The 19,713-nt window shown below is 72.6% G+C and carries 14 protein-coding genes and 1 pseudogene; 7 read left to right on the forward strand and 8 right to left on the reverse strand.

Annotation, left to right across the window (positions count from 1 at the left end; translation table 11 throughout):
- Together ACIBI9_RS32445 and ACIBI9_RS32450 are read right to left on the reverse strand one after the other, a co-directional pair.
- Nucleotides 1-1,758 carry an ABC transporter ATP-binding protein gene (locus ACIBI9_RS32445; RefSeq protein WP_397227515.1) on the reverse strand — a complete coding sequence of 586 codons (1,758 nt, stop codon included), beginning with the start codon at nucleotides 1,756-1,758 and terminating at the stop codon, nucleotides 1-3.
- Nucleotides 1,755-3,488, reverse strand: a complete 1,734-nt coding sequence (locus tag ACIBI9_RS32450) for an ATP-binding cassette domain-containing protein (RefSeq protein ID WP_397227517.1) — start codon at nucleotides 3,486-3,488, stop codon at nucleotides 1,755-1,757. Before ACIBI9_RS32450 ends, ACIBI9_RS32445 begins: the two co-directional genes overlap by 4 nt.
- Before the next feature lie 270 nt (nucleotides 3,489-3,758).
- On the opposite strand from ACIBI9_RS32450, the gene iolC reads away from it, so the two are divergent.
- From iolC to ACIBI9_RS32470, 4 genes are all read left to right on the forward strand, one after another.
- A complete protein-coding gene (iolC, locus tag ACIBI9_RS32455) occupies nucleotides 3,759-4,715 on the forward strand; it encodes a 5-dehydro-2-deoxygluconokinase (protein ID WP_397227519.1) in 957 nt (318 codons plus the stop codon).
- Nucleotides 4,712-5,617, forward strand: a complete 906-nt coding sequence (locus ACIBI9_RS32460; protein WP_397227521.1) for a deoxyribose-phosphate aldolase — start codon at nucleotides 4,712-4,714, stop codon at nucleotides 5,615-5,617. Before iolC ends, ACIBI9_RS32460 begins: the two co-directional genes overlap by 4 nt.
- A gap of 64 nt (nucleotides 5,618-5,681) precedes the next feature.
- Complete coding sequence (iolD, locus tag ACIBI9_RS32465; protein WP_397227922.1) at nucleotides 5,682-7,646, forward strand: 3D-(3,5/4)-trihydroxycyclohexane-1,2-dione acylhydrolase (decyclizing); 1,965 nt, start codon at nucleotides 5,682-5,684, stop codon at nucleotides 7,644-7,646.
- Complete coding sequence (locus ACIBI9_RS32470; protein WP_397227523.1) at nucleotides 7,643-9,136, forward strand: CoA-acylating methylmalonate-semialdehyde dehydrogenase; 1,494 nt, start codon at nucleotides 7,643-7,645, stop codon at nucleotides 9,134-9,136. The genes iolD and ACIBI9_RS32470 overlap by 4 nt, the downstream gene beginning before the upstream one ends.
- 49 nt (nucleotides 9,137-9,185) lie before the next feature.
- Here the strand turns inward: ACIBI9_RS32470 and ACIBI9_RS32475 are convergent, their stop codons facing one another.
- Nucleotides 9,186-10,208, reverse strand: a complete 1,023-nt coding sequence (locus ACIBI9_RS32475) for a LacI family DNA-binding transcriptional regulator (RefSeq protein WP_397227525.1) — start codon at nucleotides 10,206-10,208, stop codon at nucleotides 9,186-9,188.
- Between the two features lie 249 nt (nucleotides 10,209-10,457).
- Here ACIBI9_RS32475 and ACIBI9_RS32480 point away from each other — a divergent pair.
- The 3 genes and pseudogenes from ACIBI9_RS32480 to ACIBI9_RS32490 all read left to right on the forward strand — a co-directional run.
- Nucleotides 10,458-10,742: pseudogene (locus ACIBI9_RS32480) on the forward strand (Gfo/Idh/MocA family protein); the annotation flags it as partial.
- Between the two features lie 223 nt (nucleotides 10,743-10,965).
- Complete coding sequence (locus tag ACIBI9_RS32485) at nucleotides 10,966-11,571, forward strand: hypothetical protein (RefSeq protein ID WP_397227527.1); 606 nt, start codon at nucleotides 10,966-10,968, stop codon at nucleotides 11,569-11,571.
- A 232-nt stretch (nucleotides 11,572-11,803) separates the two neighbouring features.
- On the forward strand, nucleotides 11,804-12,670 hold the full coding sequence (locus tag ACIBI9_RS32490; protein ID WP_397227529.1) for a sugar phosphate isomerase/epimerase family protein: 867 nt from the start codon (nucleotides 11,804-11,806) through the stop codon (nucleotides 12,668-12,670).
- A gap of 66 nt (nucleotides 12,671-12,736) precedes the next feature.
- On the opposite strand, the gene ACIBI9_RS32495 is transcribed toward ACIBI9_RS32490, so the two are convergent.
- From ACIBI9_RS32495 to ACIBI9_RS32515, 5 genes are read right to left on the reverse strand one after another with little or no spacing between them, the layout of a single operon-like run.
- Entirely contained in the window at nucleotides 12,737-14,425 is a 1,689-nt protein-coding gene (locus ACIBI9_RS32495) for a (2,3-dihydroxybenzoyl)adenylate synthase (protein WP_397227531.1), read from the reverse strand.
- On the reverse strand, nucleotides 14,406-16,478 hold the full coding sequence (locus ACIBI9_RS32500; RefSeq protein WP_397227533.1) for an acetate--CoA ligase family protein: 2,073 nt from the start codon (nucleotides 16,476-16,478) through the stop codon (nucleotides 14,406-14,408). Before ACIBI9_RS32500 ends, ACIBI9_RS32495 begins: the two co-directional genes overlap by 20 nt.
- Complete coding sequence (locus ACIBI9_RS32505; protein WP_397227534.1) at nucleotides 16,475-18,025, reverse strand: FAD-dependent monooxygenase; 1,551 nt, start codon at nucleotides 18,023-18,025, stop codon at nucleotides 16,475-16,477. Before ACIBI9_RS32505 ends, ACIBI9_RS32500 begins: the two co-directional genes overlap by 4 nt.
- A complete protein-coding gene (locus tag ACIBI9_RS32510) occupies nucleotides 18,026-18,244 on the reverse strand; it encodes a hypothetical protein (RefSeq protein ID WP_397227535.1) in 219 nt (72 codons plus the stop codon).
- Complete coding sequence (locus tag ACIBI9_RS32515) at nucleotides 18,241-19,593, reverse strand: MFS transporter (RefSeq protein WP_397227536.1); 1,353 nt, start codon at nucleotides 19,591-19,593, stop codon at nucleotides 18,241-18,243. Before ACIBI9_RS32515 ends, ACIBI9_RS32510 begins: the two co-directional genes overlap by 4 nt.
- Nucleotides 19,594-19,713: the final 120 nt, after the last annotated feature.

Consider the following 19,713-nt stretch of genomic DNA (forward strand, 5'->3'; position numbering starts at 1 on the left):
TCACTTGTAGGCGGAGGCCTGGAGGTCGTACAGGTGGGCGTACCGGCCTGACAGCTCGATGAGCTCGGCGTGCGTGCCGCACTCGGCGATGCGGCCGCCGTCGAGCACGACGATCAGGTCGGCCATCCTGATGGTGGCGAACCGGTGGGAGACCAGCAGGGTGATCCCGCCGGTGGCGTGCTGCCACTCCTGGGCCGCCTCCGCGTAGCGCTGGTAGACCTCGTACTCGCTGGCCGCGTCCAGCGCGGCGGTCGGCTCGTCGAGCACGGCGAGCAGCGGCGTCGACCGCATGAACGCCCGCGACAGGGCGATCTTCTGCCACTGGCCGCCGGAGAGCTCGACGCCGTCGCCGAGGGCCTTGCCGAGCCGGGTCTCCTCGCCCTCCGGCAGGCGGGCGAAGACCAGGGCGGCGCCGCCCTTCTCGGCGGCCTGCGCGATGTCGTGCATCCTGGGCAGGTCGCCCACGCCGACGGCCTCGCGGGCCAGGAACGGGAACCGGCTGAAGTCCTGGAAGGCCGAGGTCACGCGGTCGCGCCAGGCGGCGGGATCCAGCTCGGCGAGGGGCATTCCGTCCACGGTGACGGTCCCGCCGGTCGGCCGGTAGAACCCGCACAGCAGCTTGACCAGCGTCGTCTTCCCGCTGCCGTGGTCGCCGACCAGCGCCACCGTGGCCCCGGCCGGCAGCCGCAGGTCGATGCCGCGCAGCACGGGCGGCCCGCCGTAGGAGAAGTCCACGCCGGACAGGGTGATGCCGTCGCGCAGCCGGTCGGGCGGGGCGAGCGTGCCGCTGGTGCCCGCCCCGTGCAGCTCGCGCAGCCACAGGTAGTGGCCGGCCATGGTCAGGCCGCGGCCGGCGAGGGTGAGCGCGTGGGTGAGCAGGTCGAGCTGGCCCCTGATCTGGCCGCCGAGCGTGGCCACCAGCAGCAGCGCGCCCGGACTGACCGCGCCGGACAGGGCCAGCTGGACGGTGAGGAACAGCGCCCCGATGAAGGCCGCCACGAAGACGAGCGAGCCGAGCAGCGTGAGACCGCCGACGGCGAGCGTGGCCCGCCAGAGGACCGCGGTCCGCTCCTCGCGCAGGCGGCGCGCGATCGCGGCGGCGTGGGCGCCGGAGGCGCCGAGCCGGAGCTCCTTGGCCGAGTTCGCCTCGGTGATCACCGTGAAAAGGTGCTGCTCGGCCCGGTTGCGCTCGGCGGTCCGCGCCCTGGCCGCCTCGGTCCGGCGCGAGGTGGTCCGGGTGAGCAGGATCGACGGCACCGCGAACAGCGGCAGCGCGAGCAGCACGGGATGGACCCTGGCCAGCAGGATCGTGGTGATGACCAGCCAGAGCCCGCTCTGCACCACGCTCAGGCCGGCCAGCCCGGTGGTGACGGTGCGCGGGCCGAGCCCGCGGATCTGCTCGATCCGGCGCAGCGACTCGGTGTCCTCCAGGTGCGCGGTGGTCGGCAGGGTCGCGCACCATCGCATGATCCGCTTGTCCAGTACGGTGCCGACCTCGCTGCCCACCAGGCCGGCCTGTACCTGGATGACGCGAGTGCCGGCCAGGACGAAGGCGCCCGCCGTCGCCGCGCAGATCGCCCCGCCGACGATCAGCGGCCGGGACCCGGTGAGGGCGCCGTCCACGATCCACTGCAGGCCGAGGGCGGTCAGCGCGGGGGTGATCGCGCCCAGCGGGGTCAGGACGAGCAGCAGCCAGGTGCGTCCCGGCGCGTGGCGCAGGCACTCGCCCAGCAGCGTACGGATCTCGGCGAACCTCATGCGCTCTCCTTGAACTGCCGGGCCTGGAGGTGGAACATCCGCGCGTACTCACCGCCGGCGGCGAGCAGCTCGTCGTGGGTGCCGTTCTCGGTGATCCGCCCGCCGGACAGCACGACGATCCGGTCCGCCTTCCGCACGGTGGAGAACCGGTGTGAGATCAGGACGACCGTCGCCTGCCCGCGCACCTGGCGGATGCGGTCGAAGGCCTCCAGCTCGGCCTCGATGTCCAGGTTGGCGGTCGGCTCGTCCAGCACGAGCAGCCGTGCCCCGCAGGCGGCCGCCAGCGCCGCCCGGGCGAGCGCCAGCTTCTGCCACTGGCCGCCGGACAGGTCGCCGCCGTCGGCGTACTTGGGCGAGAGCACCGTCTCCCAGCCCCTGGGCAGCCTTTCGATCAGCCTGGTCGCGTCCACCGCGGCGGCCGCCGCCTCGACCTGCTCCCGCGTCGCCTGCGGCGCCGCGATCCTGATGTTCTCGTACGCGCTCAGCTCGTACCGGTTGAAGTCCTGGTACACCGCGTACGCCGTGGGCTCGGTGACCACGGTGCCGCTGCGTGGGCGGTACTGGCCGGTGAGGAGCTTGGCGAGGGTCGTCTTCCCGGCCCCGTTCACGCCGACGACCGCGATCACCTCGCCGGGTGTGAGCGTCAACGTCACGTCGTTCAGCACGCGGACCTCTCCGTACCCGAACTCCACGTCCCGGAGGGCGATCTCCCCGCCGCCGTCCGGACCGGGCGGCGGCTCCAGGCCGGGCGCGAGCGCGCGGATCCGGGTGACCGCCTCCACGGCGGGCATCGCGACCTCGTCCATGTCCTCGCCCTGGCTCGACATGGAGATGACGAACATGGCGGACACCGCGCCGATCGTCGCCGCGATCCGGCCGACCGAGACCTCACCGGAGGTGGCCACCGCCACGTACACCACCGACGCGGTCGCCGCCCACCCGAGGAAGACCGACATCTCGCGCCGGAGCAGGGCCACCCTCGACTCGATGACCCGCCGCGCGGCGTCGGCGATGTTCTCGTCCGCGTGTCTCTCCAGCCAGCCGGTCAGCCCGAAGATCCGGACCTCCTTGGCGTCCCGGTTGTCCGACATCATCGCGGCCCACGCGCGGCCGCGCATCGCGGCCGGCATGGTGCCCGACACCACCCTGAAGAACTCCCGCCACATGTTCGCCCGGTAACGGCCCAGCAGCAGCGCCGCCGCGGCCGTCGCCGGGCCCCACCACCACACCACGGAGGAGAGCACCAGCATCGCCGTCACCAGCCCGGCCATGGTCAGCCCGGCCCGGAACCGGCCCACCGCCCCCGCGCCGATGCCCTCGTCCGTCCAGGTCAGCAGCGGCGAACGCATGGTGTTCAGCTCGTTCTGGACGGCGACGTCCTCCACCCGGTCCAGGGTCGGCAGCGCCAGCACGCGGGAGGTCAGCTCCTCGCGGACCGCGGCGTCGATCCGCTGCCCCACCCGTTCGGCCAGCGGCCGGCTCATCGAGCGGAGCACGTTGCCGGTGACCAGCAGCGCGCCGAGCAGCGCCAGCGGCGTCCCGATGCCGCCCTGCCCGGCCGCGCCCGTGGTGACGCCCTGCGCCAGGCGGCCCACCAGCTCACCGGTCACCAGGGCCACCGCGGTCGGCTCCACCAGGAGGAACAGTTCGAGGAGGGAGAGGGCCGCCAGCCACGGCCAGCCGGCCAGCAGGAGGAAGCCCAGGAACCGGCGTCTGGGGGATGCGGCCACAAACCGCACCCTATCGACGTTTCGGCCGAGTGATCATTGATCAGCGCAGCTTCTCAATATGACAGTACGCCAATATGTCAGGACAAAGTCTTGACGAGAGCCGTCGCGCCGAGGCAGGCTTCACATCATCGCCGACCGCTCTGTCCAGGGCGTTTCCCGAGATGGAAGGGATCGAGTAGCCATGACCACCCCGTTCACCCCGCCGCCGGTTCGCCCGTGGCGCGGCGCGATGATTACCCCGACCGGGCCGGGCGCGGCGGGGCGTGAGTGATGGCGCGGTCATACGACCTGGTGGCCATGGGGCGGTGCGGGGTGGACATCTACCCGCTCGACCACGGCGTGGGCCTCGAGGACGTGGAGCGGTTCGGCAAGTTCCTGGGCGGCAGCGCGACCAACGTGACGGTGGCAGCGGCCCGGCACGGCCGCCGGGCCGCGATCATCACGCGCACCGGGCGCGACCCGTTCGGCCGCTACGTCCGCCGGGAGCTGCGCGGCTTCGGCGTGGACGACGCCTTCGCCGGCGAGGTGGACGGCCCGCCGACGCCGGTGACGTTCTGCGAGATCTTCCCGCCGGACCATTTCCCGCTGTACTTCTACCGCTATCCGACCGCCCCTGACCTGCTGATCGAGCCGGACGAGGTGCCGCTGGAGGCGGTGCGCGAGGCCGGGGTCTTCTGGGCCACCGTCACGGGGCTGTCGCAGGAGCCGTCGCGCTCGGCGCACTTCGCCGCGTGGCAGGCCCGCGGCCGCCGTGCCCACACCGTTCTCGACCTCGACTACCGGCCGATGTTCTGGCCGGACCCGAGTGAGGCGAGCGCGCAGATCGGCGAGGCGCTGGAGCGGATCACGGTCGCGGTCGGGAACCGGGAGGAGTGCGAGGTCGCGGTCGGCGAGAGCGATCCGCAGCGGGCGGCGGACGCCCTGCTGGAGCGGGGTGTGGAGCTCGCGATCGTGAAGCAGGGCCCCAAGGGGGTGCTCGCGGCGACCGCGGACGAGCGCGTCGAGGTGCCGCCCTTCCCCGTCGCGGTGGTCAACGGGCTCGGCGCCGGCGACGCCTTCGGCGGCGCCCTGGTCCACGGCCTGCTCAGCGGCTGGGACCTGACCCGCGTCGTGCGCTTCGCGAACGTGGCCGGCGCCATCGTCGCCGGGCGGCTCGAATGCGCCGCCGCGATGCCGACCGAGGCCGAGGTCGAGGCGGGACTGAAGAGTGAGGGGGAAGGACGATGACGACCCAGGCGCCGCGCCGCCCCGGCATCGCCGATCTGACCGAGATCCGGGTACGCGAGCCGTGGCGGATCACCGAAGCGTGGGCCGCCCGCAAGCGCCGCGACCTGGTGGGCGCCGACGGCAGGCTGCTGATCGTGGCCGCCGACCACCCGGCCCGCGGCGCGCTCGGCGTCCGCTCCGACCGCCGGGCCATGGCCTCACGCGGCAACCTGCTGGAACGCCTGGTCATCGCGCTGTCGCGCCCCGGCGTGGACGGCGTGCTCGGCACCCCCGACATCCTGGACGACCTGCTGCTGCTGGGGGCACTGGAGGACAAGGTTGCGATCGGCTCGATGAACCGGGGCGGCCTGCAGGGCGCCATCTTCGAGCTGGACGACCGCTTCACCGCCTACACCCCGGGCGAGATCGCCGCCCGCGGCCTGGACGGCGGCAAGATGCTCACCCGCATCTGCCTGGACGACCCCGGCACGGCCGCCACGCTGGAGGCCGGCGGCCGGGCGGTCACCGAGCTGGCGGAGCACGGCGTCATGGCGATGGTGGAGCCGTTCCTGTCGGTACGGGGGGCGGACGGGCGGGTGCAGAACCTCCTCGATCCCGACTCGGTGGTCACCTCCGTCCACATCGCCGCCGGGCTGGGCGCCACCAGCCGGCACACCTGGCTGAAGCTGCCCGTGGTCGAGGAGCTGGAACGCGTCATGGACGCCACGACCCTGCCGACCCTGCTGCTGGGCGGCGACCCCACCGGCCATCCGGACGAGACCTACGCCGGCTGGCGGCGGGCGCTGGACCTGCCGGCCGTGCGCGGTCTGGTCGTGGGGCGCGCGCTGCTGTTCCCGCCGGACGGCGACGTGGCGGCCGCGGTGGACATCGCGGCGGCGCTCGTACACGGGGATGGATCATGAACGACAACGCGCCCTGGGTCAGTCCGCACGGCACCGCCGCCGATCCCTGGCTGCCGATGGGAGGATCCCGGTGAAAACCGTACGGCTGACGGTGGGCCAGGCTGTCGTGCGTTTCCTGGCCGCCCAGTGGACCGAGCGCGACGGGCACCGCACGCGGTTGTTCGCCGGATGTCTCGGGATCTTCGGGCACGGCAACGTCGCCGGGCTCGGGCAGGCGCTGCTGCAGGACGAGCTGGCCGGCGGGCCGGAGCGGCTGCCGTACGTGCTGGCCCGCAACGAGCAGGCGATGGTGCACACGGCCGTGGCCTACGCGCGCCACAAGGACCGCCTGCAGACCTGGGCCTGCACGGCGTCCGTGGGCCCCGGCTCGACCAACATGCTCACCGGGGCCGCGCTGGCCACGGTCAACCGGATCCCGGTGCTGCTGCTGCCGTCGGGCACCTTCGCGACCCGCGTGGCCGGGCCGGTGCTGCAGGAGCTGGAGGCGCCGTACGCGGCGGACGTCACCGTCAACGACGCCTTCCGCCCGCTGTCGCGCTTCTTCGACCGCGTCAACCGGCCGGAGCAGCTGCCCGCGGCGCTGCTGAACGGCATGCGGGTGCTGACCGACCCGGTCGAGACCGGCGCGGTGACGATCGCGCTGCCCCAGGACGTGCAGGCCGAGGTGTACGACTGGCCGGTCGAGCTGTTCGAGTCGCGGGTCTGGCGGGTGGGCAGGCCGCTGCCGGAGGCCGCCGACATCGCCGACGCCGCGGCGCTGATCTCCGCGGCCCGGCGGCCGTTCGTCGTGGCGGGCGGCGGCGTGCACTACTCCGGCGCCGAGGACGCCCTGCGTGCCTTCTGCGAGGCGACCGGCATCCCCGCCGGTGAGAGCCAGGCCGGCAAGGGGTCGTTGCCGCACGGCCACCCGCAGGCGATGGGCGCCGTCGGCTCGACCGGCACCACCGCCGCCAACGCCCTGGCCAGGGAGGCCGACCTGGTCATCGGGATCGGCACCCGCTACAGCGACTTCACCACCGCCTCGCGCACCGCCTTCCAGAACCCCGGCGTGCGCTTCGTCAACATCAACGTCGCCCGCCTCGACGCCGGCAAGCTCGCGGGCCTGCAGGTGGTGGCCGACGCCCGGCGGGCCCTGGCCGCGCTCACCGTTGCGCTGGACGGCCACCAGGTGGAGCCGTCCTACCGCGAGCGGCAGGCCGCGCTCTGGCGGGAGTGGGACGCGCGGGTGGAGGCGGCCTACGACCCGCCGCCGGAGGTCACCGACGCCCTCGCCGACGGCGTGCTCACCCAGGGCGCGGTGCTCGGCCGCGTCAACGAGCTGTCCGACCCGCGGGACGTGGTGGTGTGCGCGGCCGGGTCCATGCCCGGTGACCTGCACAAACTGTGGCGGGTACGGGACCGCAAGGGCTACCACGTCGAGTACGGCTTCTCCTGCATGGGTTACGAGATCCCCGGCGGCATCGGCGTCCGGCTGGCGGACCCGAGCAGGGACGTGTTCGTCATGGTGGGCGACGGCTCGTACCTGATGATGCCGACCGAACTGGTGACAGCGGTGCAGGAACGCGTCAAGATCATCGTCGTCCTGGTGCAGAACCACGGCTTCCACTCCATCGGCTCGTTGTCGGAGGAGCTCGGCTCCCAGCGCTTCGGCACCGGCTACCGCTTCCGCGACGGGACCACCGGCCGCCTCGACGGGGACCGGCTGCCGGTCGATCTGGCCGCCAGCGCCCGCAGCTTCGGCGCCACCGTCATCGAGGTACGCGACCTGCCGCAGCTCGAACAGGCGATCAAGGACGCCAAGGCCGCTCCGGCCGACGGCGGGCCCGTCGTCATCCACGTCGAGACCGACCCGACCGTGCACGCCCCGGACAGCGAGTCCTGGTGGGACGTCCCCGTCAGCCAGGTCAGCGAACTCGACTCCACCCGACGCGCCTACGAGCGATACACGACGCGCAAGGCCGCGCAGCGCCCGTTCTTGGGCCCGCACGCGGCCCCCACGCCCCTCGACCCGGAAGGACCAGCACGTTGACCACCCGCATCACCCACCTCATCGGCGGCCGTTCCTGGGAGGGCGCCTCGGAGCGCGCCGGGGACGTGCACAACCCCGCCACCGGCGCCCTCACCGGCCGCGTCGACCTCGCCTCCGCCGAGCTCGTCGGCCAGGCCGTCGCCACCGCCAAGGCGGCCTGGACCGGCTGGGCCGGCACCTCGCTCGCCAAGCGCGCCCAGGTGGTGTTCGCGTTCCGCGAGCTGCTGAACGCGCGCAAGCACGAGATCGCCGCGCTGATCACCGCCGAGCACGGCAAGGTCCTCGACGACGCGCTCGGGGAGGTCACGCGGGGGCTGGAGGTCGCCGAGTTCGCGTGCGGCATCCCGCACCTGCTCAAGGGCGGGTTCAGCGAGAACGTCTCCACCCGGGTCGACGTCTACTCCATCCGGCAGCCGCTCGGCGTCGTGGCCGTGATCTCGCCGTTCAACTTCCCCGCGATGGTGCCGCTGTGGTTCGTCCCGATCGCCATCGCCTGCGGCAACGCGGTGATACTCAAGCCCAGCGAGAAGGACCCCTCGGCGGCCGTCGCCGTGGCCCGCCTGTGGAGCGAGGCCGGGCTGCCCGACGGGGTCATGAACGTCGTGCACGGCGACAAGGAGGCCGTCGACGCCCTGCTCACCCACCCCGACGTGCGGGCCGTCTCGTTCGTCGGCTCCACCCCGATCGCCCGCTACGTCTACGAGACCGGCACCGCGCACGGCAAGCGCGTGCAGGCCCTCGGCGGCGCCAAGAACCACATGCTCGTCCTGCCCGACGCCGACCTCGACCTGGCCGCCGACGCCGCCGTCAACGCCGGCTTCGGCTCGGCCGGCGAACGCTGCATGGCGATCTCCGCGCTCGTCGCGATCGACACCATCGCGGACGAGCTCGTCGAGAAGATCACCGAACGGATGCGCAAGCTGCGCACCGGCGACGGCACTCGCGGCTGCGACATGGGCCCGCTGGTCACCGGCCGGCACCGCGACAAGGTCGCCGGGTACGTCGAGGAGGGGGTCGCCGCGGGCGCGAGGCTCGTCGTGGACGGTCGCGAGGGGGACTTCGACGGCGGCGAGGACGGCTTCTGGCTCGGGCCCACCCTGTTCGACCACGTCACGCCGGACATGTCCATCTACCGTGACGAGATCTTCGGCCCCGTGCTGTCCGTCGTCCGCGTGCGCTCCTACGACGAGGGCCTCGCCCTCATCAACGCCAACCCGTACGGCAACGGCACGGCCGTCTTCACCAACGACGGCGGGGCGGCGCGGCGCTTCCAGAACGAGGTGGAGGTCGGCATGGTGGGCATCAACGTGCCGATCCCGGTGCCGGTGTCGTACTACTCCTTCGGCGGCTGGAAGAACAGCCTCTTCGGGGACACCCACGCGCACGGCGCGGAGGGCGTGCACTTCTTCACCCGCGGCAAGGTCGTCACCTCCCGCTGGCTCGACCCGTCGCACGGCGGGCTCAATCTCGGCTTCCCGCAGAACGACTGACGATCCCCCAATTAATTCGCCTTCGGCCTGAATTTGAATAATCGCCGCATTATCCGGCGACGCCGGTGCTGCCCCGGACGATCAGCCGCGTGGGCAGCACGATTTCGCGGCGTTCCGGGCTCTCGCCGTCCAGCCGGTCTATGGCCGCCTGGACGGCCAGCCGCGCCTGCTCCAGCGGCAGCTGGCTGACGGTCGTCAGGGCCATCCGCGGGTGGCGCGCCATGAGGCTGTCGTCGAAGCCGGCCACCGACATGTCCGCCGGCACGCTGACGCCCGCGCTCTCCAACGCCTCGAGCAGCCCCACGGCCGTGCGGTCGTTGAACGCGACGATGGCCGTGACGCCCGCGCCGGGATCAAGATGTCGCAGCGCCTCCGCCCCTTTGCGCTCGGTGATCCCGCCCGGCAGGACGACGGGCTCGATCCCGTGGCGGCGTACGGCCTCCTGGTAGGCGCGCCGCCGGACGTCGGCGATGTGCCCAGGCCCGCCGTCGACGTGCGCGATGCGCCGATGGCCGAGCGCGGCCAGGTGATCGACCACGTCGGTGATGCCCTGCTGGTCGTCGGCGCGGACCACGTCCACGTCCGGCAGGTTGAGCGGGCGTCCCACGCAGACCGTCGGGATGCCGTCGACGAGGGTGGCCAGCTCCTCCTCGGGCATCGTCGGCCCCAGCAGCAGGAGCGCCTCGCACCGGAAGTCGATGAGCGTCTCGATGGCGCGCCGCTCGTCGTGGGTGGCGGTCATGGCCCCCAGGACGGTCTCGTAACCCGCGGCGTCGACCATCGACTGGATCTCCTCGGCGAGCTCCCCGTGGTAGACGTTGCTGGGCAGAATGGTCACGCCGATGAGCCGCGTCCGCCTCTTGGCGAGGAGCGTGGCGGTCCTGTCCCTCCGATATCCCAGGCGCTCGGCGACGGCCAGGACGCGCTCGGTCGTGGCGGCGCTCGGCCCCACGGAGCCGTTGAGCACCTTCGAGACCAGCCCTTTGGACACGCCCGCGGCGGCGGCGACATCGAGGATCGTGGGCCGGTGGCGCCCTGGGCGGGGCGGTTGCGGAGCGGTCTGGTCGGCCATGCGAGCACGATAATGCCGAAGGGTTTGTCAGCACAAACCCTTGACATATGCCGGTAACAAGTCGCATGCTCGGCGCATTCACTTAAACCGGTTTCCAAACCGGTCGAGAGGGCGGTTTACGCGACGCGGACGCCTCTATTCAGTTACGCCCATGATCGAAGGAGCCGGCATGTTCAACGACCGTATCGGCGTTGCCGTCATCGGTGCCGGGATGGCCGGAAGATCGCACGCGCCGGATATCGCAGCGCAATGACGACGTACGACGCGGGCCTGCCGGACGTGCGGCTGGTGGCCATCGCCGACGTGAACGAGCACTTCGCGGAGGAGACCGCGCGCCGGTTCGGGTACGAGCGGGCCGAGACGTCCTGGCAGGCCGTCGCTGAAGCTCCGGACATCGACGTCGTGAGCGTGGTGGTCGCCAACCACCTGCACCGGGAAATCGTCGAAGGGCTCCTGGCGGCGGGCAAGCACGTCCTGTGCGAGAAGCCCTTCGCGCCCACCGTCGAGGAGGCCGCGGCCATGGTCGCCGCGGCCCGGGCCAGGCCGGAGCTGCAGGCGGGAGTCGGCTTCACCTTCCGCCGCTCGCCCGCGATCGCGGCGGTCAAGCGGCTCGTCGACGACGGCGCGACCGGGCGGCCGATCCACTTCAACGGCCACTACTGGTGCGACTACGGCGCCGACGCCTCGGGCCCGATGAGCTGGCGCTACAAGGGCGGCCCCGGGCTCCGGCGCGCTCGCCGACATCGGCAGCCACCTCGTGGACCTGGCCGAGTTCCTCTGCGGCCCGATCCGGTCCGTCCGCGGGGCGATCCTGTCGACGTTCGTCACCGAGCGGGCGCTGCCGCTGGGCGCCGCGGTCGGGCACGCCGCAGCGGCGCTGAGCGACCGGCGTGAGCCGGTCGAGAACGAGGACCTCGTCACCTTCACCGCGACCTTCGAATCGGGCGCCACCGCGACCATGTCCGCCTCCCGCGTCGCGCTCGGCCTGGCCAACTCCCTGGGCTTCGAGCTGTTCGCCGAGAACGCCGCGGCCACCTTCGACCTGCTGCGGGCCGGCGAGTTCGGCTACCTGGACCGCGCGGTGGACGGGCCCACGAAGGGCTACCGGCAGGTCGCCGTCGGCCCGGCCCACCCCTACCTCACCGGCGGCCTGCCCATGGACTTCCCCGGGGTCGGATACGGCCAGAACGACCTGTTCGTCTTCCAGGCCCGGGCGTTCCTGGAGCAGGTGGCCGGGCTCGACCGGCTGCCCGCGGTGCCCTCGTTCGAGCACGGGCTGCACAACCTCCGGCTCCTGGCCGCCATCACCGAGTCGGCGCTCAACGGCGGCGCCGAAGTCAAGGTCCCCTCGCATTCCGCCTGACCAGAAAGTGAACCCATGAAACTCGGCGCCTACACCGCCTGCCTGCACGACAAGCCGCTGACCGGGGCCCTGGCCGTCCTCAAGGGGATGGGCCTGGACAGCGCGGAGATCAACTCCGGCGGGTTCATCCCCGAGCCGCACCTCCCGATCGACGACATCCTCAGCAGCGAGCAGCCGGTGGAGAGGCCATGGCGGACCTCGAGGCGGAGCTTGCGGAGCTGGAGGCGTCGGCATGAAGATCGCCCTGGACCCCTACATGCTGCGGTCCGTCCCCCTCCTGGAGCTGCCCGGCGTCGTCGCTGAGCTCGGCTACGAGTACATCGAGCTGTCCCCGCGCGGGGACTTCATGCCGTTCTTCCTGCACCCGCGGGCGGACGACGCGAAGGTCAGGGCCTTCAAGAGGGCCCTCGACGGCGCCGGTGTGAAGGTCGCCTCCAACCTGCCCCTCTACCGGTGGTCGGGCCCCGACGAGGACGAGCGCGAGGCCGCCGTCCGATACTGGAAGCGGGCCATCCAGATCACCGTCGACCTCGGCTGCAACGTGATGAACAGCGAGTTCAACGGCCGTCCCGAGCAGGCGAGCCTGTCGGAGGCGAAGTTCTGGAAGTCGATGGAGGAACTGCTGCCGATCTTCGAGCGTGAGGGCGTGCAGCTGCGCCTCGAACCGCACCCGGACGACTTCGTCGAGGACGGCAAGGTCGCCGCCGACATGGTCCGCGGGATCAACTCCCCGCTCGTGTCGTTCCTGTACTGCGCGCCGCACACCTTCCACATGGGCGGCGACATGGTCGGGATCATGGAGTACGCCGGGCCGCTCCTGACCCACCTGCACCTGGCCGACGCCTTCGACCACACCGGCTCCTCGGGGCTGCGCTACATCGTCAACCCGCCGGGCTCCACGGCTCGGGTGCACCAGCACCTGGACATCGGGCAGGGGGAGGTCGACTGGCACACCTTCTTCGCGACCCTGAACCGGCTCGGGTTCGCCGACGGTGCGGACAACGTCATGACCGCGTGCGTGTTCGCCTGGGAAGAGCGGGCGCGTGAGTCCGCGACCTTCATGCGGGAGACCATCGGCAAGTACATCGGGTCCTGGTGACACCGTGACACTCCGCGCCGGCCGCACTTGCGCGGCCGGCGGCGCGGCGCCGATGCCGCCTGCCGCTCATGTGCCGGTCTGCGTGGCCAGGCGGTGGGCGATGTCCGCGCGCAGGGCCTTCTTGTCGATCTTGCCTACCTTGGTGGAGACGAGCTCCTCGACGACCACCAGGTGTTCGGGGATCTTGAAGCGGGCCACGCCGCTGCCCTCCATCCACGCGCGGATGTCCTCCAGCGTCATGGTCGCCCCCGGCCGGGGCACGACGTACACGCAGACGCGTTCGCCGAGCACGCTGTCGGGCATGGCCACAGCGGCGACCTGGCTGACGGCCGGGAGCTGGTAGATGAGGTTCTCGACCTCCTCGGCGGAGATCTTCTCGCCGCCACGGTTGATCATGTCCTTGTCGCGACCCTCGACGATCAGGTTGCCCTCGGGGGTGCGGCGGCAGATGTCGCCGGAGCGGTACCAGCCGTCGGCGTTGAAGGCGCGGGCGTTCTGCTCGGCGGCCTTGTAGTAGCCGCGCGGGGTGTAGGGGCCACGGGTGAGCAGCAGGCCGGGTTCGCCCTCGGGGACGTCGTTGTCGAGCTCGTCCACCAGGCGCACCTCGTCGGCCGGCGACAGCGGACGGCCCTGGGTGGTGCAGATCACGTCGTCGGGATCGTCGAGGCGGGTGTAGTTGAGCAGGCCCTCGGCCATCCCGAACACCTGTTGCAAGGTCGTCCCGAGCGTGGGCTTGACCTTGCGGGCCGGCTCGTCGGCGATGCGGGCACCCCCCACCTGCAGGACCCGCAGCGTACGCAGGTCGCCGGCACCGTGCTCGGCCGCGTGCTCCAGCCAGCGCAGCGCGATGGCGGGGACCGCCGCGGTGTGCGTCACGCCCTCGGCGGCGATCGTGGCGAAGGCACGGACGGGCTCCGGCGACGGCAGGGTGACGACCCGGCCGCCCTTCAGCAGCGTGCCAAGGATGCCAGGGCAGGCGAGCGGGAAGTTGTGCCCGGCGGGCAGGGACACCAGATAGACCGTATCGGCGTCCATCCCGGCGATGTCCGCGCTGGCCAGGGCGTTGTAGGCATAGTCGTCGTGGGTGCGGGCGATGAGCTTGGGCAGGCCGGTCGTGCCGCCGGACAGCAGGAAGACGGCGACGTCGCGACTGCCGGGACCGCTCGCGTCCAGGCGGGCGCGGTCGGCCTCGGGCGCGGCGGACGGCGCGCACAGGGCGCGCAGGTCGACGCTCGCGGGGCTGATGTCGTCCCCGGCGACGAGGACGTGCCAGCGCGCGCCGGTGGCCGTCCGCACCTCGTCTGCCAGCTCGTGCCCGAGCGCCTGATGGTCGAAGTCACGCATGCGGTCGGGGACGGCGATCGCGACGGCCTCGGCGTGGGTGGCCAGGTAGCCCAGCTCGGCGCGCCGGTGCCCGGGCAGGGCCATGACCGGCACGATCCCGGCTCGCAGGCACGCCAGGGTGAGGACGACGAACTCCCAGCCGTTGCCGAGCTGCACCACGATGCGGTCACCGCGGCCGATGCCCAGCTCCAGCAGCCGTACGGCGGCCGCGTCGGCGCGCTCGGCCAGCTCGGTGTGGGTGAGGCGGAGCCCGGCCACGGGGTCGATCAGCGCGGGCGCGCCGGGCGTCCGGTCGGCGACCTCGCGAAGCAGGTGCCCGAGCGGGATGCCGGCCCAGTAGCCTTCGGCGGCGTAGCGCCGCGCCTCGGCGTCCGGCCAGGGCACGACGTGGTCAGAGATGGGGCTGGGCATCGTCGGCCTCCCTGGGGATGATCACGGCGTCGAGTGCGACGAGTCCGTCGGCGGTGAGTCTCAGCGGGTTGACCTCGATCTCGTCGAGGAGGGGGTTTGCGGTGAGCAGGTCGCCGAGGGCGACCACGATCCGGCTCAGCTCGTCCACGTCCAGCGCGGGGCCGCCGCGCCACCCGGCGAGCAGGGCTCGCCCGGCCAGTTCCGCGGGCATGGAGGCGGCCTGGGCGAGGCTGAGCGGGGCGAGCCGGATGGCGACGTCCGCCAGCGCCTCGGCCACCGTACCGCCCAGACCGATGAGCACGACAGGGCCGAAGACGGGGTCGCGGCGGGCGCCGACGATGAGGTCGACCCCGGGCGGCGCCATCTTCTCGATCAGGTAGCGGCGGGCGCCGACGGCGTCCAGCCGGTCGAGCGCCGCCTCCAGCTCGTCCGGGCCGGCGATGTCCAGGTGCACGCCCCCGAGCTCTGTCTTGTGCAGCACCTCGGCGTCGAGCAGCTTGACCGCGACGGGGCCGCCGAGTTCGGCGAACGCCGCGCGGGCGGCGGCCCGGTCCGGGCAGGCGCGGTGCGGCATGGTCGCCACGCCGAGCCGGCCGAGCAGCTCCTTGGCCTGGTGCTCGTCGTGCGGGCCGGTGACACCTCCGGGCACCTCGCCGCCGGGGGAGGAAGGCGGGACGGCGCGCGCCCGGGCGTCGGCCAGGAGAGCGGCGGTCGCCGCGGCGACACCGCGCGGTTCGGCCGCGACGGCGATGCCCGCCTCCAGCAGGGCCTGCCGCTGCCGGGCGACTTCCTCGCCGGTTCCGGCCAGGCCCAGCACCATCGGCACCTCAGCGGTCCGGCTCTGCCGCACGGCGGCGACGATGTCGACGGCGTCGGGCTCGTGCAGCGTGTACGCGGCGATCACGTCCACGCCCGGGTCGGCGGCGACCGCGGCGAAGATCCGCCCCAGCTCGGGGCCGGGGCGGCCGGTGTCGACCGGATTGCGTTGGTAGGTCAGCGGTGGCAGCAGCTCCGTCAGGGTGTCCCGGGTGGCAGCGGACAGCTCGGGGGTGCGGGCCCGGCGTCCGCGCAGGTCGTCCAGGAGGAGCAGGCCGGGGCCCGCCTGCGCGGTCACGACGCCCACTCCCGCGCTCGCCTGTGGAGACAGGCGGGTGACGGACAGGGCGCCGACGGCGTCCACCAGCTCGCGCTCGTCGCCGGCCAGCACCGCGCCTGCCTGGGCGAGGGCGGCGCGGGTGAGACGCCACGACGTCGCCAGCGCGCCGGTATGCGAGGCGGCGAAGGCGCCGACGTCGTTGCGGCCCACCACGAGGGCGACGACCGGGCGGCGCGAGGCGAGCCTGCGCACGGCGGCGACCAGGCGGGGGCCGTCGGTGACCGACTCGATGTGCAGCGCCACGGCCCCGGTGGCGGGGTCGTCGGCGAGATGGTCGAGGACGTCGGGGGCGTCGACGTCGACGGCGTTGCCCATACCCACGGCCAGGCTGATGCCGTGCCCGGCCTCGGCCAGCAGGAACGCCAGGGCATGGTTCACGCCGCCGCTGGCCGCGACGACGGCCACCTTGCCGGGCCGGACCTGTGCGGCGCCGGGGACGAAGGTGGCGGTGAGGCCGGCGTGGGGAGCCAGGAAGCCGCTCGTGTTCGGGCCCAGCACCCGGATGCCCGTCTCGGCGACGACGTCGGCGAGCCGTCGCTGGTGGTCTGCTCCGGCCTCGCCGGTCTCGGCGAACCCTCCGGCGTGGATCACGGCGGCGCGGGCTCCTGCGGCCGCGGCCGCCGCCAGGGCGTCGGCGCAGGCGGGGGCGGGCACGCAGAGCATCGCGAGATCGACGGGGCCGTCGGCGGTGGCCTGCGCGACGGAGGCGTACATGGTGTCGTCGCGGCCGTTGACCAGCGCGAGCCGGCCTCCGGCGGCGGCGAATCCGGACAGCGAGCGGGCGAGTGTGGCGCCCAGCTTGTGCGGATGGCGGGAGGCTCCGACGACGGCGATGCCGCGCGGCGCGAACAGCGCTTTCAGGTCCCCCGAGACCGCCGTGGCGGTGGTGGTGCTCACGCGGCGACCCCCACGAGGTCGGCACGGCCGGACAGCACCAGGGTGTGGGCGCGGTCGCGGTCGAGGGCCGGCTCGATCGTCAGCGCGGGGATCCGGTGGTGCATGCGTGCCTGCTCGCAGACCAGGGTGCGGGTCAGCGGCGTGCCACCGGCCACCGCTACCAGCACCGGAGACCCTGCCAGGTCGGCGAGGCGGGCGAAGACGCCGGGCAGCCCGGCCTCGGTGTCGGGTGCGTGCAGCAGCGCACCCCACGGTCCCGGCAGCGGAGTGACCGAGAGCGGGAGGTCGTGAGCCGTCGTAGGTGTGGCGTCGGCATCCGTGGTGATCTGGACGAGCCGGCTCCCGACCTGCCATCCGCCGCTCTCGAACGGGGTGTGCAGCGGCTCGGCGCCGTGTGCGGCGGCCCACCTGCCCCGGCTGGCCTCGACGAAGTCCGGGGCGCGGCGGGCCAGGCGGGCGTCGGTGATGCTGCGCGACAGGAAGTGGTAGGCGAACTGCCATGGCTCGAAGGCGTCGTGGTACCGGCCGAAGTGCTCCCACCAGGACAGGCTCGGCCGGGCGGCGTCCTGCACCTGACGGACGGACGGCTGGGCGGCCTCCTCGTAGGCGGCGAGCGCGCCCGGCAGGTCGTCGCCGTGCTCGGCCAGCGCGCGGGCGAGCGCCACCGCGTCCTCCATCGCCATCTTCGTGCCGGAACCGACCGAGAAGTGCGCCGTGTGTGCGGCGTCACCCAGCAACACAACTGGTTGCGGCGTCAGGGTATGCCACCGTTTGGTGCGGCGAGTCCGGAAATTTCCCCACCGTGAGTTGTTGGTGAGCAGCCGTTTCCCGTCGATCTGGTCGGCGAACAGCTTCTCCAGGTACGCCTTGGAGGCCAGGTCGCTGGGGCCGGGCGGCTGCGTGACGTCGAACGCGTCCAGCCCCGCCTGCCGCCAGGACGCCTCGTCGGTCTCCACGATGAACGTCGACATGTCAGCCGAGATCGGGTAGCCATGCACGGCGAAGACGCCGTCCGGCCCGCGCTCGTGCACGAACGTCAGCCCGTCGAAGAGGTAGTCCGTGCCGAACCAGATGAACTTGGCGGTGGCGCTCTCCACTTCGCTGCCGAAGTCGAGCCGGTCGCGCAGCTGCGAACCGGTCCCGTCGGCGGCCACGACGAGGTCGTAGCCGGCCAGGTCGTCGAGCCATACCTCGGCGGCGAAGCGCAGGTCGGCGCCGAGGTCGCGGGCGCGCTCCTGCAGCAGCAGGAGCAGGGTGCGCCGGACGATCGCGGCCATGCCGTTCCCGCCGCAGCGGATGCGCTCGCCCTTGAGCCTGACCTCGATGTCGTCCCAGTGGCGGCCGTGCTCGTCGAGCGCCCGGCGCAGCACCGGGTCGGCCTCGTGGATGCCGGCCAGGGTGCGGTCGGAGAAGACGACCCCGAAGCCGAAGGTGTCGTCGGCCCGGTTGCGCTCGAACACGGTGACGTCGGCCGACGGGACGAGCCGCCTGATCATGGTGGCGAAGAACAGCCCGCCCGGGCCGCCCCCCGCGACAGCGATGCGCATTCAGCTCCCCCTGACCATCGTGTTGCGCTGCTCGCCGACACCTTCGACGCGCGTGACGAGCTGTGATCCCTCGCGCAGGTAGCGCGGCGGCCTGCGGGCGTGCCCGACCCCGCCCGGCGTGCCGGTGCCGTGCCGCACCTCGGCGCCGATGACGACGCCGAGCTCGGCCTCCCGGTCGCCGAAGCGGAAAGCGTCCAGGCGTGGAAGCAGGGTGGTCATGCGGTGGTCCTCCCTGTCGTCTGGCGCTGGGCGGCGCCGGCCGCCATCCGGGCGGAGCGCATTCCCGGCACCGCGACGATGAAGACCGCGCCCAGCAGGGCCGGGAGCACGAACGCGTAGAAGTTCCACTCCACGCCGAGGCCGGACCCCAGGATCCAGCCGCCGAGGAGCGGGCCGAGGATGGCGCCCAGCCGGCCGACTCCCAGGGACCAACCCAACGCCGTCGCCCGTACGGACGCGGGGAAGTGCGTGGCGACGTAGCCGTTGACGAGGATCTGAGTGCCGACGCTGCCGAGCCCGGCCACGGCGACGCACGCCATGAGCACGGCCGTGCCGAGGCGGAGGCTCAGGAGATACAGGCACAGGGTCGCGGCGAGGAAGGCGCCGACGGTCACGATCTTCGAGCCGACGCGGTCGGCGAGGTAGGACACCATGATGGTGCCGACGATGGCGCCCAGGTTCAGGGCCAGCAGGAACTGCAACGAGGAGCCGAGCGGGTAACCCGCGGCGCGCATGATCTGCGGTAGCCAGGTGTTGAGACCGTAGACCAGCAGCAGGCCGCAGAAGCTGGCCGCGCCGAACAGCGCCGTGGCCGCCAGGTTCTCGCGCCGGAAGAGCACGGCGATCGAGCGGGTACGCGTCGCGGGCCCCTGCTCGGCGCCGGCATCGCCCGCGGCGATCTCGTCGAGAGCGAGCCCGTATCGGGCGGCCAGCGTTTCGGCCTCGGCGCGGCGTCCCCGCGCCAGCAGGAAGCTCGCCGATTCGGGCAGGTATCGGACGGCCAGCGGCAGGACCAGGACCAGCGGCGCGGCGCCGATCCAGAACATCAGCCGCCATCCGTGCTCCGCCAGCAACGTCAGCGCCAGCACCGCTGCCAGGATGCCGCCGACGGAGTAGCCCGAGTACATCAGGGCGTTGTAGAGGTTGCGCCGCTCCCTCGGGGCGTATTCGACGGTGAGCGCGATGGCAGTGGGGACGACGCCGCCAAGTCCGAGCCCGGCCACGAAGCGGAACAGGCCCAGCAGCTCCGGGGAGGGCGCGAGGGCGCAGAGGATCATGGCGAGCGAGAACCAGGTGACGCTGGCGATCACGATCTTCCGGCGACCGATGATGTCGGTGATCACTCCGGCGGCCAGGGCGCCGATGAGCATGCCCATGAGCGCGTAACTGCCGATCGCGCCGACCTGCGCGGGCGACAGGCCCCATGACTTGTCGGCGAGCAGGTTCGGCACGACCGATCCGTAGACGATGAGGTCGTAACCGTCGAAGACGATCGAGGCGAAACAGATGGCGACGACGGGCAGGCTGCCCTTGCGGCGGATGGACGGGGGATGCGTGACAGCGTCCATGATCACTCCACGGAGCGAGAACCAGAGGGTCCGGCACGCGGCCGGAGGTGTCGCCGACGTTACACAGCAATCAGACGACCGTCAATGAAATGTAACTAGTCGCGCGTTCTCTGGGGCTGG

It is taken from the genome of Nonomuraea sp. NPDC050451, assembly GCF_044458585.1.

Excerpts from the sequence above, each read along its gene's own strand:
- ACIBI9_RS32460 (WP_397227521.1), top strand. The coding sequence starts at position 4,712 with ATGACGACCCAGGCGCCGCGCCGCCCCGGCATCGCCGATCTGACCGAG.
- ACIBI9_RS32510 (WP_397227535.1), bottom strand. The coding sequence starts at position 18,244 with ATGACCACCCTGCTTCCACGCCTGGACGCTTTCCGCTTCGGCGACCGG.
- ACIBI9_RS32445 (WP_397227515.1), bottom strand. The coding sequence starts at position 1,758 with ATGAGGTTCGCCGAGATCCGTACGCTGCTGGGCGAGTGCCTGCGCCAC.
- ACIBI9_RS32475 (WP_397227525.1), bottom strand. The coding sequence starts at position 10,208 with ATGGCCGACCAGACCGCTCCGCAACCGCCCCGCCCAGGGCGCCACCGG.
- ACIBI9_RS32490 (WP_397227529.1), top strand. The coding sequence starts at position 11,804 with ATGAAGATCGCCCTGGACCCCTACATGCTGCGGTCCGTCCCCCTCCTG.
- iolC (WP_397227519.1), top strand. The coding sequence starts at position 3,759 with ATGGCGCGGTCATACGACCTGGTGGCCATGGGGCGGTGCGGGGTGGAC.
- ACIBI9_RS32505 (WP_397227534.1), bottom strand. The coding sequence starts at position 18,025 with ATGCGCATCGCTGTCGCGGGGGGCGGCCCGGGCGGGCTGTTCTTCGCC.
- ACIBI9_RS32495 (WP_397227531.1), bottom strand. The coding sequence starts at position 14,425 with ATGCCCAGCCCCATCTCTGACCACGTCGTGCCCTGGCCGGACGCCGAG.
- ACIBI9_RS32515 (WP_397227536.1), bottom strand. The coding sequence starts at position 19,593 with ATGGACGCTGTCACGCATCCCCCGTCCATCCGCCGCAAGGGCAGCCTG.